We start from the raw sequence: 16,186 nt of genomic DNA, 5'->3' as shown, positions 1-16,186 counted from the left end.
AACCGGCGCCCCAGACAGACCGGCGTCCACGACAGACAAGGACCCTTCCATGCTCTACGCCTTGATTTGCACCGACAAACCCGGTGCGCAGCAAATTCGCCTCGACACCCGCGCCGACCATCTCGCCTTCCTCACCGCCATGGGCGATCGGCTGAAGGCCGCCGGCCCGTTCCTCAACGACGATGGCGGCATGACCGGCAGCCTGGTGGTGATCGAGGCCGAAAGCCGCGACGAGGCGCTCGCCGTCTCCCAGGAAGACCCCTATGCGCGGGCTGGACTGTTCGAAACCGTCGAGATCCGGCCCTGGAACTGGGCCCTCAAGAATCCGGAGGCCTGAGGTGCGCTACTGGCTGTTCAAATCCGAACCCGACAAATGGTCGTGGGAGATGCAAAAGGCCAAGGGCGACGCCGGCGAGGAATGGGACGGCATCCGCAACTATCAGGCGCGCAACAACATGCGCGAGATGAAGATCGGCGACCGTGGCTTCTTCTACCATTCCAACATCGGCAAGGAGGTGGTCGGCATTGTCGAGATCTGCCGCGAGATCCATCCGGACAGCACCACCGATGATCCGCGCTGGGAATGCGTCGACGTGAAGGCCGTGCGCGACATGCCCAAACCCGTCACCCTCGCCGCCGTCAAGGCCGAGCCGCGCCTTTCGGAGATGTCGCTGGTCACCTCCATGCGCCTGTCGGTCCAGCCGGTGACGGCGGAGGAATGGGCCATCGTCTGCGAGATGGGCGGTCTCGACCCGGAATGAGCGCCATCACCGATCCGGTGCGTTTCATTCGCGAGAACACCCGGGTGCACCCGGTCCCGCACGCACCGGAACTCCGCCTCCATCTGGCGGACGAGGCCGTCGCCCTCTGGCAGAAGACCGAGGACGATCTGGGTGAACTCGGCCTGCCGCCACCGTTCTGGGCCTTCGCCTGGGCCGGCGGTCAGGCGCTGGCCCGGTTCGTCCTCGACACGCCGGAGTTGGTCGCAGGCCGCCAGGTGTTCGATTTCGCCACCGGCTCCGGTCTCGTCGCCATCGCCGCCGCCCGGGCCGGCGCGGCCAGCATCACCGCCTGCGACATCGACCGCTTCGCCCGTGTCGCCACTGCGCTCAATGCCGAGCTCAATGACGTCCGGATCGAGTTCGCCGAGGGCGATCGCCTGAAGGAACCGCCGCCGCAAGCCGATGTTCTGTTCTGCGGCGACGTCTTTTACGAAAAGCCGATGGCCGATCAGGTGCTTGCCTGGCTCGACCGGGTGCTCGCCGCCGGCAGCGAGGTCTATATCGGCGATCCGGGCCGTACCTACCTGCCGACCGACCGGCTGCGCGCCGTCGCCACCTATGAAGTTCCGGTCAACCGCTCGCTGGAGGATCTTTCGATCAAACGCAGCAGCGTCTACCGGCTGCTGGCCTGACCCCCTCCCGATTTGATCGGCCCTGCCCCCTTCGCGAACGGGCGAATTCTGCCGGGCAGACGCCGGCGGGGCTTGCGTCGGGACGATTGTCCGCGTCAGATATACACCTCTCGCCACGCGCCATTCGGCGCTTGGCGCCAGCCGTCTATCGACTTCACCGGGGACCCCCATGCCGACAATCAACCGCTTTGCCGACCTTGCCGAGGAAATCACCGAATGGCGCCGGGATATCCATGCCCATCCGGAGCTGCTTTACGACACCCATCGCACGGCGGAGCTGGTTGCCGACAAGCTGAAGGCCTTCGGCGTCGACGAGATCGCCACCGGCATTGGCCGCACCGGTGTGGTCGGCGTGATCAGGGGCCGCGCCAACGGCTCCGGCAAGGTGATCGGCCTGCGCGCCGACATGGACGCGCTGCCGCTGGAGGAAATCACCGGCAAGCCTTATGCCTCCACCATTCCCGGCAAGATGCACGCCTGCGGTCATGACGGCCACACGGCCATGCTGCTTGGCGCGGCGAAATACCTCTCCGAAACCCGCAATTTCGACGGCACGGTCATCGTCATCTTCCAGCCGGCGGAAGAGGGCGGCGCCGGCGCCAAGGCCATGATCGACGATGGGCTGATGGACCGCTTCGGCATCCAGGAAGTCTATGGCATGCACAACCTGCCCGGCGCGCCGGTCGGCACCTTCCATATTCGTCCCGGCTCGATCATGGCCGCCGCCGACCGGCTGCAGATCGACATCGAAGGCAAGGGCTGCCATGCCGCCAAGCCGCATGAGGGCATCGACACCATCCTGGTCGGCAGCCACATCGTCCAGGCGGTGCAGTCGATCGCCAGCCGCAACGCCGATCCGCTGAAGTCGGTGGTCGTGTCGATCACCACCTTCAATGCCGGCTTCACCGACAATGTGATCCCGCAGACCGCCACCCTGCGCGGCACGGTGCGCACCCTCGATCCGGACATCCGCGATCTGGCCGAAGCACGGCTGAAGGCGCTCGTCCCGACCATCGCCGAAGCCTATGGCGCCAAGGCCACCGTCACCTATCGGCGCGACTACCCGATCACCGCCAATCACGCCGACCAGACCGACTTCGCGGTTTCCGTCGCCCGCGAGATCGTTGGCAAGGACAACGTCAACACCGACATCGCGCCGACCATGGGCGGCGAGGATTTCTCCTTCATGCTGGAGGAACGGCCCGGCGCCTTCATCTTCGCCGGCAATGGCGACAGCGCCGGCCTTCACCACCCGGCCTATGACTTCAACGACGAGCTGATCCCGGTCGGCTGCTCTTATTGGGTCAAGCTGGTGGAGACCGCCATGCCGGCCGCCTGAGGCCAGAACCGAAGCGGATCGGGGAAACGGGAACACCCTCTCCCCGGTCCGATGCCTTGACACGGACGGGCAGGCGGTTTCCATTGCCCACCCATCATCCAAGAGCGGTTCATGGCTCTCCTAAGTTCACGCCTGTCTCTTCTCGTCGTCTACGTGCTTGCCGGCGCGCTGATCGGCATCGTTCTGCTGCATCCGGCGGTGCTGACCATCGTCTGGCTGGAATACCGGGCGATCCAGCCGAATGTCCCCTCTCTGGGGGACTTTCTCACTGACCGGCTGCTGTTGCTGGTGGTCCCCCGGCACCTGCACATGGTGCTCGCCTTCGCCGCGGTCGGCGGGCTCGTCGGCCTCGGCTTTGGCCTCTTCACCCGTTCCTACCTCGAAACCTCGCGCCGTCTGCGCTTTCTCAGCGCCGCCCATGGCGAACAGATTCCCGAGTTCATCAGCGGCGGCGAAACCGCCGAGGTGGAATTCAAGTCGACCATGCGCTGGGACCTGAAGGAACGGAACATCAACAAGGGGCTGGAGACGGTCATTGCCAAGACCATCGCCGGCTTCTTCAATGCCCATGGCGGCCGGCTGCTGATCGGCGTGGCCGACGATGGCACGGTGCTCGGGCTTGAGGCCGACTACGCCACCTTGCGCCATCCCAACCGGGACGGTTTCGAACGCACCGTCAACGACATTGTCACCCGCTTTCTCGGCGGCGACCTCTGCCCGGCGATCCAGACCACCTTCACCGTCATCGACGGCAAGGATGTGTGCATGGTGCTGGTCCAGCCGGCGCCGCGCGCGGTCTATCTGAGCGAGGGCGGCAAACTGCATTTCTATGTCCGCAGCGGCAACTCCACCCGCAAGCTCGATCTGCGCGAGGCCATGGACTACGCCCGGACCCGCTGGACATGAGCCTGGCCGCCTGGCTGCCGCCGGACATGGCGCCGGCCGTTGCCCTCTTGCTGATCGCCATCAGCCTGCTGACCTCGGCGCTGTCCGCCGCTCTCGGCCTTGGTGGCGGCATCACCCTGATCGCGGTGATGGCGCAGGTGCTGCCGGTACCCGCGCTGGTGCCGGTCCATGGGGTGGTGCAGCTGGGTTCCAACGCCGGCCGGGCGCTTGTCCTGCGCCGTCATGTCAACTGGCCCGCCGCCCTGTGGTTCGCGCTGGGCGGGCTGGCCGGCGCCCTGCTCGGCGGCTCGATCGCCATCACCCTGCCGGCGCCGGTGCTGCGGATCGGTCTCGGGCTGTTCCTTCTGTGGATGGTCTGGGGTCATGGTCCGCGCCTCGGCCACATGCCGAAACGGGCAATGGCCGCAGCCGGCTTCGTCGCCACCACTCTCAGCATGTTCTTCGGCGCCGCCGGCCCCATCGGTGGCGCGGTCCTCTCCGCGCTCGGTCTGACCCGCCACGGCTTCGTCGCGACCCAGGCGATGACCGCGCTGATGATGCACGTCCTGAAGATCGTCGTCTTCGGCCTGCTCGGCTTCGCCTTCGCCCCCTGGGCCGGGCTGATCGTTCTGATGATCGCCGCCGGGTTCATCGGCACCTTGCTCGGAACCCGGCTGCTCGGACGCATGCCGGAACACGGCTTCCGCATCGGCTTTCGCCTTCTCATGACGGGACTGGCCGGAAGTCTGGTCTGGCGCGGCGCGATGGCGCTCGCGGCCGGCGGATGATATCGCGCTGATGGCGCAACAGGAGAACGAACCGGACATGACAGTGGATCGGCAGGATATCGAAGCGGCCTGGCAACGGGTGCGCGAGCGGATCCGGCAAACGCCGGTGATGGAGAGCGGCGCCGGCAGTTTCGGGCTACCCTATTCGGTCTCCCTCAAGCTCGAACTGTTCCAGCATTCCGGCTCCTTCAAGGTGCGCGGCGCGTTCAACACGCTGCTGTCGCAGGAGATCCCGGCGGCGGGCGTTGCTGCCGCCTCCGGCGGCAACCATGGCGCCGCCGTCGCCTATGCCGCCCGGGCGCTCGGTGTGCCGGCCGATATCTTCGTGCCCGAAACCTCCTCGCCAGCGAAGATCGCCCGGATCCGCTCCTATGGCGCCCGGCTGCATGTGGGCGGCGCCCGCTATGCCGATGCGGCCGAGGCCTGCGCCCGTCACCGGGCCGAAACCGGCGCTCGCGACATCCACGCCTATGACGCCGCCCCGACCATCGCCGGCCAGGGCACCACCGCCGCCGAATGGGAAGAACAGACGCCTGATCTCGACACCGTGCTGATCGCCGTCGGCGGCGGCGGTCTCATCTCCGGCATGGCCACCTGGCTGCAGGGACGGATAAAGGTGGTGGGCGTCGAACCCAGCGGTTCCGCCGCGCTCAATGCCGCGCTCGCCGCCGGCGGGCCGGTCGACGTGCCGGTGGAGAGCATCGCCGCCGACAGTCTCGGCGCCCGGCGCTGCGGCGATCTGGTCTACCGGATCTGCGCGGACCGGCTCGATCACAGCGTGCTGGTCGAGGATGACGCGATCCTTGCGGCCCAGGCCCGGCTCTGGACCGAGACGCAGATCGCCGCCGAACCGGGCGCGGCGACCGCGCTTGCCGCGCTGCTGAGCGGCGCCTACCGGCCCGCGCCCGGCGAACGGGTCGGCGTTCTCGTCTGCGGCGGCAATGTCGCGCTGGAAAGCCTCGCCGCAACCGTTGGAACCGGCGAAGCGTGGTGATGACACCGCACCGGCCCGGGACCCTTCGCACCCGTCCGGCGCTTGCCAAGGCCGGCGCAACGTTCTAGAGCAACCTTCGTCCCATCAGACGCCAGGTTGCTCCGGCCGCCCCGGGCGAGCGGCCCTTTTTCGGAGCGCAACGCTCCGCTTCCCGCCTCGGCTCTCCCGATCCGGCAGAGCGACCCATCGTCAGACGTTCAAGAGGAAACGCATCATATGTCCACCCACAAGCTCCTCCTCCTGCCGGGCGACGGCATCGGCACGGAAATCATGCAGGAAGTGAAGAAGGTCCTCGCCTGGTTCAACGCGCGCGGCACCGCGCAGTTCGAGACCGAAGAGGATCTGGTGGGTGGTGCGGCCTATGACGCACACGGCGCGGCGATTTCCGACGCGGCGATGGACCTGGCTCAGGCCTCCGACGCGGTGATCTTCGGCGCGGTTGGCGGCCCGAAGTGGGACGGCGTTCCCTATGACGTGCGCCCCGAGGCCGGCCTCTTGCGCCTGCGCAAGGATCTGCAGCTCTTCGCCAACCTGCGCCCGGCGATCTGCTACCCGGCGCTGGCCGGCGCCTCCTCGCTGAAGCGTGACGTGGTCGAAGGCCTCGACATCCTGATCGTGCGCGAGCTGACCGGCGGTGTCTATTTCGGCGAGCCGAAGGAGATCACCGATCTCGGCAACGGCCAGAAGCGGGCCGTCGACACCCAGGTTTACGAGACCTACGAAATCGACCGCATCGCCCGCGTCGCCTTCGATCTGGCGCGCACCCGGCGCGGCAAGGTCACCTCGATGGAAAAGCGCAACGTCATGAAGTCCGGCGTGCTCTGGAACGAGGTCGTGACCCAGGCCCATGCCGACTATGCCGATGTTGAGCTGGAGCACATGCTGGCCGATGCTGGCGGCATGCAGCTTGTGCGCTGGCCGAAGCAGTTCGACGTGATCGTCACCGACAACCTGTTCGGCGACATGCTGTCGGACGTGGCGGCGATGCTGACCGGCTCGCTCGGCATGCTGCCTTCCGCCTCGCTCGGCGCGCCCGATCCGGCGACCGGCAAGCGCAAGGCGATGTATGAGCCGGTGCACGGGTCCGCTCCGGACATCGCCGGTCAGGGCAAGGCCAACCCGATCGCCATGATCGCCAGCTTCGCCATGGCGCTGCGCTATTCCTGCGACCTGATCACGGAGGCCGATCTGCTGGAGAAGGCGATTGCGGCCACCCTCGACAAGGGCCTGCGCACCGCCGACATCGCCGAAGCCGGCGACGCGACGATCTCCACCGCCCAGATGGGCGATGCGATCATCGCCGAGCTGAACGCGCTCAGCGCCTGATACCGGCCTTAAGCCCGAGAAAAACCGCCGCCGGCCCCGCTTCAGGTGGCCGGCGGCCCATCCTCGTCCAGCACCCGCGCCTCGTCCGGCAGCATGATCGGAATGCCGTCGCGGATCGGATAGGCGAGCTTCGCCGCACGGGAGATCAGCTCCTGCGCGTCGGCGTCATATTCCAGCGTGGTCTTGGTCACGGGACAGACCAGAAGCTCCAGAAGCTTGCGGTCCAGCTCATGCCTGGCGTCAGCGGCCATGATGTATCTCCGATTGTCGCACGATCCTTGAGGCGGCGCCGAAGCGCCGTCCCATCAGCAAGGGCAGGCCGGCCTCATTGCAGGGTCACACCATCGTCGCCGCCGCCCTGCCGGGCAAGTTCCACCTCGGTCAGCGCCACCAGCGTGTCGGCGCGGGTGCGCAGATCCGGCGCCTCCAGCAGTGCCTGCTTTTCCGCCGGACCGTATGGGCTCATCATCGCCAGCGCGTTGACCAGCACCTCGGTCGAGGCCCGCTCGATGCTGTCCCAGTCGGCCTCCAGGCTGTTGGCCTCCAGATAGTCCTTCAGGGTCTTGATCAAGCCCTCACGGTCGACGGTTTCCTCGCCGAAACCGGCGCGAAAATCATCGGCGAAATCCTCCGCCGAGATCACACCGATGCGGAACGGCGTCACGCTGTCCAGCTCCTCCACGAGGGTGAAGCGGGCAATGCCGTTGAGGGTGACGAGATAGCGCCCGTCGCCGGTTTCCTGATAGGCGATGATCCGACCGACGCAGCCGACCCGCATCAAGGGCGGCACCTCCGCCTGTTCGGCGCCCGGCACCGTGTGGTCGGGCTGGATGATGCCGATCAGCCGGTCGCCCTGCAGCGCCGCATCGATCATCGCCACATAGCGCGGCTCGAAAATGTTCAGCGGCATCTGCGTCTGCGGCAGCAGCAAGGCCCCGGATAACGGGAACAGCGGCACGGACCGTGGCAGATCGGCCGGCTCGGAGTAGATGGCATTTCCCGCGTGCATTCCGGTGTCCCCTGATGCGTTGCGTGTTCCGGATCGGCCTTCCGGGCTGCTCAAGGCAGCCCGGAGACCCCGTCCTGGAAGATCATACGCTCACGAGAACAGAACGGACGACAACCGGCGCCGGCCGTGCTTGGTCGCCGCGTCCTTCGCGCCCCAGGCCTCGAAGAACTGCAGCAGCTGCTTGCGCGCGCCATCCTCGTTCCATTCCCGGTCACGACGAACGATCTCGATCAGATGATCGACGGCAGCGACCTTGTCCGCGCCCGATCCCAGCGCCACCGCCAGGTCGAAGCGGGCCTGATGGTCCGCCGGATCCACATCGATCCGCGCCTGAAGCTCGGCAAGATCGCCCAGCGCGCCGGCCTGTTCGGCCAGGTCAAGCGCCGCGCGGGCCGCCGCCACCGCCGGGTCCCCGGCCGCAGCTTCCGGCACCATGTCGAGAACGGCGCGGGCCTTCTCCAGATCCTCCAGCGCCACATGGCACTGAGCCAATCCGCTGAGCGCCTGCGCGTTTTCCGGCTCCAGCGACAGAGCGCCGCCATAAAGCTGGGCGGCACGGGCGAGATCGCCGGCCTCGCGCGCGGCATCGGCCTCGGTGAGGATCTGCTCCAGATCGCTCGGCCCGACCGGACCGGCGACCCGCTCGATGAACGCCTTGATCTGGCTTTCCGGCTGCGCACCCATGAAGCCATCGACCGGCTGACCGTCCTTGAAGGCAATCACCGCCGGGATCGACTGGATGCCGAGCTGGCCGGCCACCTCGGGATGGTCGTCGATGTTCATCTTGGCCAGCCGCACGGCGCCACGGGCGTCGTTCACCGCCTTTTCAATGATCGGCGTCAACTGCTTGCACGGACCGCACCACGGCGCCCAGAAGTCCACCAGCACCGGCTGGCTGCGCGAAGCTTCAATCACCTCCGCCATGAAGGTCTGGGTGGTGACATCGCTGATCAGCGCCGTCGGGGGTGTCGCGCTGTTGCCCCCCATCGCCCCACCATTGGCCGGGGCGCCCATGCCGCCGCCGAACGCGCCGCCAAAGCTGCCACCGACCGAAAACCCGTCATTGCTCATCGCACCATCCCCAAGTAACGCGCGCAGGCCTCGGCCACTGGCGCGATCCAATTCCAATTGGCCCTAACATGGGCACCTCGCCGGCAAATATCAAACCACCTGTCGCCCTGCGGCTCAGGCCTCTTGCCGTGCGTTCTCCTCGCTGACCGCGATCACCTTCGGCTCATGACCGCACCCTTGCACGAAACGCAGCAGGTCGTCCCGCCCGACGGTGGTGGTCGCGGTGTTTTCCAGAGGATGAAAATTCAGCGGATCGACCTGCATCATCGCCGCATCGAGGATCGGCGTCACCCGTTGCGCTTCCCGGTCGTTGATCAGGGCGAAGGGTGTCACCGATCCGGGCTGAACGCCAAGCACCTCTTCGAGAAGATCGCCCTTGCCGAAGGACACGCGCCCCTGGGCGCCGATCTTCTGGTGGATCGTCTTCAGGTCGATCACCGCGTCATGCAGCGCCACGACCAGGAACAGACGTCCCTTCTTGTCCTTCAGGAACAGGTTTTTCGTATGCCCCCCGGGGATCCGATCGTGCACTCCGACCGACTCCGAAACGGTGAAGACCGCCGGATGGTCCTCGGTGGTCACCTCGATCCCCAGATCCTTGAGGAAGGTGAAAAGATCCGCCCGCGTCGCTGCCATCTGAAAGCTCTCCCCTTGCGCTTTCGCACCCATTTCCCTGCCGGCCGCGACAGGTGCTCCGGCGCTTCGACCGGCGCTTCAAAATGGGAAAAATCCGCCATTTGCCGGTGTATCCGATGCCACCCACCCGGCACAAGCCGGCACCCGGAAGGACGTCGAAAATCCTTGAATTCCGGCCACTTCCAACCTCGTAATCCACTGCTCATCCACAGTTTGCGGCTCAGTGTCATCAGATGAAAAAACACTGTTGCAATCCCAATCGGCTTGGTTCATATACACATCACCTCAGGCGCCGGCCTCGACCGGCGGCCAACATGGATGCGGGCGTAGCTCAGGGGTAGAGCACAACCTTGCCAAGGTTGGGGTCGTGAGTTCGAATCTCATCGCCCGCTCCAATCACTTCGAAGTCCAGCCGATCAGACGGCGATGAACGAACCGAAGTGCTTCTGACTGACCTCTCCGAAAATCAGGAAAGTTTCCCCGAATGGGGCCACCTCGTGCGCCGTTTCGGGATGCCATCGGCTATCGCCGATGCAAACGACGATTGGGCAGCGCCTTGGGCGACGCTCATGCGCCGCGCTTGCCTGCTGTAATTTCTGCGCGCGATTCGCACACCCGCGCCCCACGCCCCGATTGCGGGACGCGGGACCCGATGGGCTGCGGTCTATTGCGGACCGAGGACCATGTCCGGCAGCCAGGTGACGAGCTGCGGCACGAACATCAGCAACAGCAGCACCGCCGCCAGCGGCAGCAGGAAGGGAACCGAGGCGCGGGCAAGCGTTTCCAGCCGGATGCCCGACACGCCGGAGACCACGAACAGCCCCACCCCCATCGGCGGCGTCATCAGCCCGATCATCAGGTTGAAGATGAAGACGACACCGAAATGCACCGGGTCGATGCCCGCCGCCAACAGGGTCGGCGCCAGCGCCGGCACCACCAGGATCATGATCGCCAGCCCCTCGATGAAAAAGCCGGCGATCAGGATCGCGGCGTTGATGACAAGCAGCAGCACCAGCGGATCCTTCGACAGGGTCAGCAGCCAGCCGGCAAGCCGCATCGGCGCCTGATTGGCGGCGAGGATCCAGGCAAACACGCTGGCGGTGGCAACGATCAGACAGACCATCGCCGTCATCCGCACCGTCTCCAGCACCACCCGTTGCAGGTCCCGCCAGGTCATTTCCCGATAAACGCCCATCGACAGCACCAGCGCGTAGAGCGAGGCGACCACCGCCGCCTCGGTCGGCGAGAAGAAGCCGAAGGCGATACCGGCGATGATGATCCCCGGGGTGATGATCGGCAACAGCGCCCGCTTGAAGGCCCGCCCGACCTCCCCGAGCGTCGGCACCGGATCGCGCGGATAGTCGCGCTTCTTCGAGATGAAGGCGATCATCGCCATCAGCGCGCCTGCCGTCAGCAGACCCGGCACCACACCGCCGAGAAACAGCCGGCCGATCGACACATCGGCGAGCACCCCGTAGAGCACCATCGGGATCGAGGGTGGGATCATCGGTCCGATCACACAGGAGGCGACGGTGACCGCGCCGGAAAAGCCCGCGTCATAGCCGGCCGAGCGCATCGCCTTGATTTCCATGTTGCCGAGGCCGCCCGCATCGGCCAGCGCCGAGCCGGACATGCCGGAAAAGATCACCGAGGCGAGCACATTGACGTGGCCGAGACCGCCGCGAAAATGCCCGACCAGCACCCGGGCGAAGGTGAAGATCCGCTCGGTCACCCCGCCACTGTTCATCAGGTTGCCGGCGAAGATGAAGAAGGGCACCGCCAGCAGCGGGAAGGAATCGGAAATCGACTTCGTCATCCGCTGGGCCATCACCACCATCGGCGTGCCATCGGCCCAAAGCTGCACCATCGAGGCGACACCGAGCGTCAGCGCCACGCTCATGCCCAGGAGCAGCAGCAGCATCCAGAGACCAAACATCAAACCCATGGGGAGGCGCTCCTACATCAAGGTCGCGGCGCCGTCGCGCGGCAGGCCATGGCGATAGACCTGCCAGGCCGCCCACAGCGAGCGCACGCACATCAGGGCGCAGGCGGCGGGAACCGCCGCATATTCAAAACTGGAGGAGATCCCCATGGCGATGGTCGGCAGCTTGGCGACCTTGATCGCCAGGAACAGGCCCGTCCAGGCAACGACGGCGAGAAACAGCGCGCCGAAAAGATGCATGAGGATGGCGACCGCGTCGCGCAGCCGGTCCGGCAACAGATCGGCCAGCATGGTCACCGCGACCAGCCCTCCGCGCCGCATGGCATTGGCCGCGCCGAAGAACACCAGCCAGAGAAACAGGAACCGCGCCAGCTCCTCGGTCCAGGGAAACTGGTAGGGCAGGAAGTAGCGGCTGGCCAACTGGGCGGTGAGCGCCCCCAGCGCGGCCAGGAAGAGCCCGAGGAGAAACGCGTCCTCGGCCCGGTGCAGCCATTTCATGGTTGAAGTCCCCCGATGGCGTCCTGCCTGTTGTGGCGGTGTGCGGGGGGACGGGCGCGGCAGGCGCGCCCATCCCGAAGCGGATCAGTCGATTTCCGCGAGCGCCGCGTAGGTGTCGGGGCCCCAGAGTTCGGCGAACTGGCCGAAGATCGGTTGTACCGCCTTGGCAAAGGCCTCCCGGTCCGGCCGGGTCACCGCCATGCCCTTTTCCTCAAGGGCCGCGACGAGCTCCTTCTCCAGCTCGATCACGCTGGCGTTGTAATCGTCGCCAACGGTCTGCAGCACCTCCATCACCACCGCGCGGTCGCCTTCCGAGGCCGCGTTCCAGGCATCCTCGGCCACCAGCGGCGCAACGAACTGCACCAAATGCCCGGTCAGCGCCAGATTCTTCTGCACCTCGTAGAATTTTGCCGCGTTGATGGTCGGCAACGGGTTCTCCTGCCCATCGACCACCCCGGTCTGCAGCCCAAGATAAAGCTCGGGAAAGGCCATCGGCGTCGGCCGGCCGCCCAGCGCCTTGACGAATTCCAGGCTGAGCGCCACCTCCGGCACCCGCAGCTTCAGCCCCTCCACATCCGCCGGTGTCTCGATCGGCCGGGCGTTGTTGGTCATGTGGCGGGTGCCGTAGTACCAGACATCGAGCAGGCGCAAACCGTGTTCGGTGCGCAAGGTCTCGACCAGCTCATGCCCCTTCTTGCTGTCGATCAGCCGTTCCAGATGGCGGAAATCCTTGGCAAGATACGGCGCTTCCAGCACCCCCAGCTCGCTCGACCACTGGCTCAGGATCCCCGCCCCGTCGAAGGCCATCTGATGGGTGCCGATGGTCATGCCGGTCAGGATTTCCTTGGCACCTCCGATCTGCCCGGCGGGAAACACCTTGATCTCGATCCGGTTATCGGTGCGCTCGGCGATCTCCTCCGCCGCCCGTTCCAGCGCCCGGTTGCCCGGATGATCAGGCGGCAGGATATGGCCAAGCCGCCATTCCACGGCCGCGGCGCCGGTTGCCATCAGCGCCAGCGCGGCACCGGCGAGAAGAACGGACTTGCAGCTTGTCTTGATGCTCATGGGATTTCCTCCGGTTTCTTGTTGTGCCCACCGACCTGTGCCTTGCCGGCGGCAGCGGCGCGGCCGAACTCCTCCCGGTCGCGCCGCCTTGTCGGTCGAGCGGGTCAGGCGTCCGCCACCACCTCCTGGCGCTGGCTGCCAAGCCCCTCGATGCCCAGTTCGACCACGTCGCCAGCCTTGAGATACTGCGGCGGCGTCTGGCCCATGCCGACGCCCGGCGGCGTGCCGGTGGAGATCACGTCTCCCGGCTGCAGGGTCATGAACTGGCTGAGGTAGCTGATGAGATGGGCAACGCCGTAGACCATGGTGGCGGATGATCCGTCCTGCTTGGTCTCGCCATTGACCTTGAGCCACATTTTCAGGTCCTGCGGATCGCCTGCCTCGTCCGGGGTCACCAGCCACGGGCCGATCTGGCCGTAGTTGTCGCAGGACTTGCCCTTGGTCCACTGGCCTTCGCGCTCGATCTGGAAGGCCCGCTCGGACACGTCATTGGTGATGGCGTAGCCGGCCACATGCGACAGCGCCTCGGCTTCCGAGACGTATTTCGCCGGCTTGCCGATGATCACCGCCAGCTCCACCTCCCAGTCCGTCTTCTCCGATCCGCGCGGGATGACGATCGGATCGTTCGGACCGCAAATCGCCGAGGTCGCCTTCATGAAGATCACCGGCTCGGACGGCACCGCGAGGCCGGATTCGGCCGCGTGATCGGCGTAGTTGAGACCGATGCAGATGAACTTGCCCGTGCCGGCGACCGGCGGCCCGAGGCGCGGGGTGCCAGCGACCTTCGGCAGCGCCGCGACATTCATGCCGGTCAGCGCATCGAGGTTTTCCAGCACCGCACCGGCGAGATCGCCGATCAGCCCGGACAGATCGCGAATGCCGCCCTCGGCATCGAGAACGCCCGGCTTTTCCGCCCCGCGCGGCCCAAAACGTACGAATTTCATGAATGTCTTCCCTTTTCTTGTCGGCCTGGGTCTAGACGGCCCAGCCGCCATCGATCACATGAGTTTGCCCGGTTGTGAAGGCGGCCTCATCCGAGGCGAGATAAAGCGCCAGCGCGGCGATTTCCTCCGGTCGGCCGATGCGCCCCATCGGCTGGCGGGCGATGAAGTCGCGCATCGCCTGCTCATAGTCACCGGTGGCGCGCAGCCGCTCGTGCAGCGAGGGACTTTCCACCGTGCCCGGACAGATGGCATTGCAGCGAATGCCCCGGGTCACATAATCGGCGGCAACCGATTTGGTCAGCCCGACCACCGCCGCCTTGGAGGCGCAATAGGCAAAACGGTTCGGCACGCCCTTCACCGAGGAGGCAACCGAGGACATGTTGATGATCGAGCCGCCGCCCTTTTCCAGCATCCCCGGCAGATAGGCGCGGATCATCCGGTACATCGCCTTGGCGTTCAGCTCAAAGGCGAAATCCCAGTCCTCTTCCGGGCAGTCGAGCAACGCCCCGGCGTGGACGACGCCGGCGCAGTTGAACAGGACATCCACGGGGCCGGTCTCGGCCAGAAGCGCTGAAATCGCCTCGGCGCTGGTGACATCGAGCGCCCGCCCCTGCGCCCCATCAATCGAGGCCACCGCCGCGCCGTTGATATCCGTCGCCCAGACCGTCGCGCCGGCGGCGATGAAAGCCTCCGCCGTCGCCCGGCCGATCCCCTGGCCGGCGGCCGTGATCAGACAGGTCTTTCCGCTCAATCGTCCCATGGTGTTCTCCTCAGCTGGGCAGGCAGGCCGGCCCGATGGGCTCGAAGCTCTTGTAGGTCAGGATGAATTCGGCATGGCCGAGCTGTTCGGATGCGGTCTGGCGGCCACCGGCGACGGCCAGCGTCAGGTCGAAGATCTCGTCGCCCACCTCGACAAGGCTGGTGCCGGACAGGATCCGCCCGGCATTCACATCCATGTCCTCGCTGAGCCGCGCGAAGGTTTCCGGATTGGCGCAGATCTTGATCACCGGTGCGATGGCCGAGCCGACCACGGAGCCGCGCGCGGTGACGAACAGGGTCAGATGCGCGCCCGAGGCCATCATCTCGGCGATTTCGGCGTTGTCGCTGATGTTGGGAAAGCCGAACCGCACCTCGCCATCGGGCACCACATCCATCAGGTAGAGCCCGCCCTTCGGCGGCAGGTCGCCGGGCTTGATCAGACCGTCGATCCGCGCGGACCCGGATTTGGCATAGGCCCCCATCGACTTTTCCTCGATGGTGGAGAGCCCGCCTTCGGCGTTGCCGGCGGCAAAGCTGCCATAGCCGAGGGTGGCATAGTAGCGGGCCGCCTTTTCCACCGAGCGGGTCAGCTCGCGGCCGAGCTCGGGCGTCGCCGCCCGGGCGGCCATCACCTCCTCGCAACCGATCAGTTCGCCGGTTTCCTCGAAAATGCAGGTGGCGCCCTCACCAACCAGCCGGTCGAAGGCAAGCCCCACCGCCGGATTGCCGGTGATGCCGCTGGTGCCGTCGGAGCCGCCGCAGACCGTGCCGACCACCAACTCGCTCAGGGCCATCGGCACCCGTTTGGCCCGGGCCAGCTCCTCGATCCGCGCCGCGACCCAGGCCCGGCCCTCGGCCACCGAGGCGCGGGTGCCGCCGGTCTTCTGAATGACGATGGTCTCCACCGGCCGGCCGCTTTTGGCAATCGCCTCGGCAAGCTGGAACCGGTTGAAGCTCTCGCAACCGAGCGAGACCAGAAGCACCGCCCCGACATTCGGGTGGGTGCACAGCCGCTCCATCATCTTCTGGGCGTAGTCGTTGGGAAAGCAGCCCGGAAAGCCGATCACCTGCGCCCCCGCCTCGCGGTAGGGCAGCACGATCTCGCTGGCCACATGCCGGGCGCATTCCACCAGATAGGCAACCGCCACATGGTTGCGGATGCCCTTGCGCCCGTCCTGTCTCGGGAACCCTTCAATCACCGGCGCCTCCCTTCGATGTCTCGTCCAGCACATAGGTCGGCGTGTAATCGCTCTTCATGTTGTGAGTATGCACATGGCAGCCGCTGGCGATCGCCGCCGTCGCCGAGCCGATCGGCACGCCGTATTTGACGATCTTCTCTCCCGCCGCGATGTCGCGGGCAGCCACCTTGTGGCCGAGCGTCACCGGCCGGCCGACCGTAAGCGTGCCGCCGCCGGTGATCCGGGCCAGCCCCGCCGGAACGGCGCCGAGGGCAACCAGAACATTGTCGCTGGCCGCAAGCCGCAAAAGCTGCGGCGCTTCGCTGGTGTCGGACATC

At 66.4% G+C, this 16,186-nt stretch carries 20 protein-coding genes and 1 tRNA gene; 9 read left to right on the top strand and 12 right to left on the bottom strand.

What is annotated here, in order from left to right; genetic code table 11:
- Positions 1-49 precede the first annotated feature (49 nt).
- The 8 genes from LC062_RS15545 (at position 50) to leuB (ending at position 6,746) form a co-directional block, all read left to right on the top strand.
- Complete coding sequence (locus tag LC062_RS15545) at positions 50-337, top strand: YciI family protein (protein WP_224911945.1); 288 nt, start codon at positions 50-52, stop codon at positions 335-337.
- Position 338: 1 nt separating this feature from the next.
- Positions 339-761, top strand: a complete 423-nt coding sequence (locus LC062_RS15540) for an EVE domain-containing protein (protein ID WP_224911944.1) — start codon at positions 339-341, stop codon at positions 759-761.
- Positions 758-1,414: a class I SAM-dependent methyltransferase gene (locus LC062_RS15535; RefSeq protein ID WP_224911943.1), complete on the top strand. Its 657-nt coding sequence runs from the start codon at positions 758-760 to the stop codon at positions 1,412-1,414. The genes LC062_RS15540 and LC062_RS15535 overlap by 4 nt, the downstream gene beginning before the upstream one ends.
- 169 nt (positions 1,415-1,583) lie before the next feature.
- Entirely contained in the window at positions 1,584-2,753 is a 1,170-nt protein-coding gene (locus LC062_RS15530) for a M20 aminoacylase family protein (protein ID WP_224911942.1), read from the top strand.
- 111 nt (positions 2,754-2,864) lie between these two features.
- Positions 2,865-3,659 (top strand): AlbA family DNA-binding domain-containing protein, encoded by a 795-nt coding sequence (locus LC062_RS15525; protein WP_224911941.1) that lies wholly within the window; start codon positions 2,865-2,867, stop codon positions 3,657-3,659.
- Positions 3,656-4,426 (top strand): sulfite exporter TauE/SafE family protein, encoded by a 771-nt coding sequence (locus LC062_RS15520; RefSeq protein ID WP_224911940.1) that lies wholly within the window; start codon positions 3,656-3,658, stop codon positions 4,424-4,426. The genes LC062_RS15525 and LC062_RS15520 overlap by 4 nt, the downstream gene beginning before the upstream one ends.
- 37 nt (positions 4,427-4,463) lie before the next feature.
- A complete protein-coding gene (locus LC062_RS15515; RefSeq protein WP_224911939.1) occupies positions 4,464-5,420 on the top strand; it encodes a threonine/serine dehydratase in 957 nt (318 codons plus the stop codon).
- Between the two features lie 216 nt (positions 5,421-5,636).
- On the top strand, positions 5,637-6,746 hold the full coding sequence (gene leuB / locus LC062_RS15510) for a 3-isopropylmalate dehydrogenase (RefSeq protein WP_224911938.1): 1,110 nt from the start codon (positions 5,637-5,639) through the stop codon (positions 6,744-6,746).
- Between the two features lie 41 nt (positions 6,747-6,787).
- Here leuB and LC062_RS15505 read toward each other — a convergent pair whose 3' ends face one another.
- The 5 genes from LC062_RS15505 to LC062_RS15485 all read right to left on the bottom strand — a co-directional run bounded on the left by LC062_RS15505 (position 6,788) and on the right by LC062_RS15485 (position 9,735).
- Complete coding sequence (locus LC062_RS15505) at positions 6,788-6,997, bottom strand: Trm112 family protein (RefSeq protein ID WP_224911937.1); 210 nt, start codon at positions 6,995-6,997, stop codon at positions 6,788-6,790.
- A gap of 74 nt (positions 6,998-7,071) precedes the next feature.
- Positions 7,072-7,755 carry an LON peptidase substrate-binding domain-containing protein gene (locus LC062_RS15500; RefSeq protein WP_181761092.1) on the bottom strand — a complete coding sequence of 228 codons (684 nt, stop codon included), beginning with the start codon at positions 7,753-7,755 and terminating at the stop codon, positions 7,072-7,074.
- Positions 7,756-7,845: 90 nt separating this feature from the next.
- Positions 7,846-8,826 carry a thioredoxin gene (gene trxA / locus LC062_RS15495; RefSeq protein WP_224911936.1) on the bottom strand — a complete coding sequence of 327 codons (981 nt, stop codon included), beginning with the start codon at positions 8,824-8,826 and terminating at the stop codon, positions 7,846-7,848.
- 114 nt (positions 8,827-8,940) lie between these two features.
- The gene (locus tag LC062_RS15490; RefSeq protein WP_224911935.1) at positions 8,941-9,462 is read right to left on the bottom strand and encodes a prolyl-tRNA synthetase associated domain-containing protein; all 522 of its coding nucleotides are present in this window, start codon (positions 9,460-9,462) and stop codon (positions 8,941-8,943) included.
- Positions 9,463-9,540: 78 nt separating this feature from the next.
- Positions 9,541-9,735 carry a hypothetical protein gene (locus tag LC062_RS15485; protein ID WP_224911934.1) on the bottom strand — a complete coding sequence of 65 codons (195 nt, stop codon included), beginning with the start codon at positions 9,733-9,735 and terminating at the stop codon, positions 9,541-9,543.
- Between the two features lie 47 nt (positions 9,736-9,782).
- On the opposite strand from LC062_RS15485, the gene LC062_RS15480 reads away from it, so the two are divergent.
- A tRNA-Gly gene (locus tag LC062_RS15480) sits at positions 9,783-9,857 on the top strand.
- A 269-nt stretch (positions 9,858-10,126) separates the two neighbouring features.
- Here LC062_RS15480 and LC062_RS15475 read toward each other — a convergent pair.
- The 7 genes from LC062_RS15475 to LC062_RS15445 all read right to left on the bottom strand — a co-directional run bounded on the left by LC062_RS15475 (position 10,127) and on the right by LC062_RS15445 (position 16,185).
- On the bottom strand, positions 10,127-11,407 hold the full coding sequence (locus LC062_RS15475; RefSeq protein ID WP_224911933.1) for a TRAP transporter large permease: 1,281 nt from the start codon (positions 11,405-11,407) through the stop codon (positions 10,127-10,129).
- Positions 11,408-11,419: 12 nt separating this feature from the next.
- Positions 11,420-11,902, bottom strand: a complete 483-nt coding sequence (locus LC062_RS15470; RefSeq protein WP_224911932.1) for a TRAP transporter small permease — start codon at positions 11,900-11,902, stop codon at positions 11,420-11,422.
- Between the two features lie 84 nt (positions 11,903-11,986).
- Positions 11,987-12,967: a sialic acid TRAP transporter substrate-binding protein SiaP gene (locus tag LC062_RS15465; RefSeq protein WP_224911931.1), complete on the bottom strand. Its 981-nt coding sequence runs from the start codon at positions 12,965-12,967 to the stop codon at positions 11,987-11,989.
- Between the two features lie 104 nt (positions 12,968-13,071).
- Positions 13,072-13,911 (bottom strand): fumarylacetoacetate hydrolase family protein, encoded by an 840-nt coding sequence (locus LC062_RS15460; protein WP_224911930.1) that lies wholly within the window; start codon positions 13,909-13,911, stop codon positions 13,072-13,074.
- A gap of 31 nt (positions 13,912-13,942) precedes the next feature.
- Entirely contained in the window at positions 13,943-14,671 is a 729-nt protein-coding gene (locus LC062_RS15455; protein ID WP_224911929.1) for an SDR family oxidoreductase, read from the bottom strand.
- A gap of 10 nt (positions 14,672-14,681) precedes the next feature.
- Positions 14,682-15,869: a UxaA family hydrolase gene (locus LC062_RS15450; protein ID WP_224911928.1), complete on the bottom strand. Its 1,188-nt coding sequence runs from the start codon at positions 15,867-15,869 to the stop codon at positions 14,682-14,684.
- Positions 15,862-16,185 (bottom strand): UxaA family hydrolase, encoded by a 324-nt coding sequence (locus tag LC062_RS15445; RefSeq protein WP_224911927.1) that lies wholly within the window; start codon positions 16,183-16,185, stop codon positions 15,862-15,864. Before LC062_RS15445 ends, LC062_RS15450 begins: the two co-directional genes overlap by 8 nt.
- Position 16,186 lies beyond the last annotated feature (1 nt).

It is taken from the genome of Stappia indica (assembly GCF_020177335.1).
GTDB lineage: Bacteria > Pseudomonadota > Alphaproteobacteria > Rhizobiales > Stappiaceae > Stappia > Stappia indica_B.
Note: the sequence above shows the minus strand (reverse complement) of the source record. Positions and strands in the feature narration are given on the sequence as shown.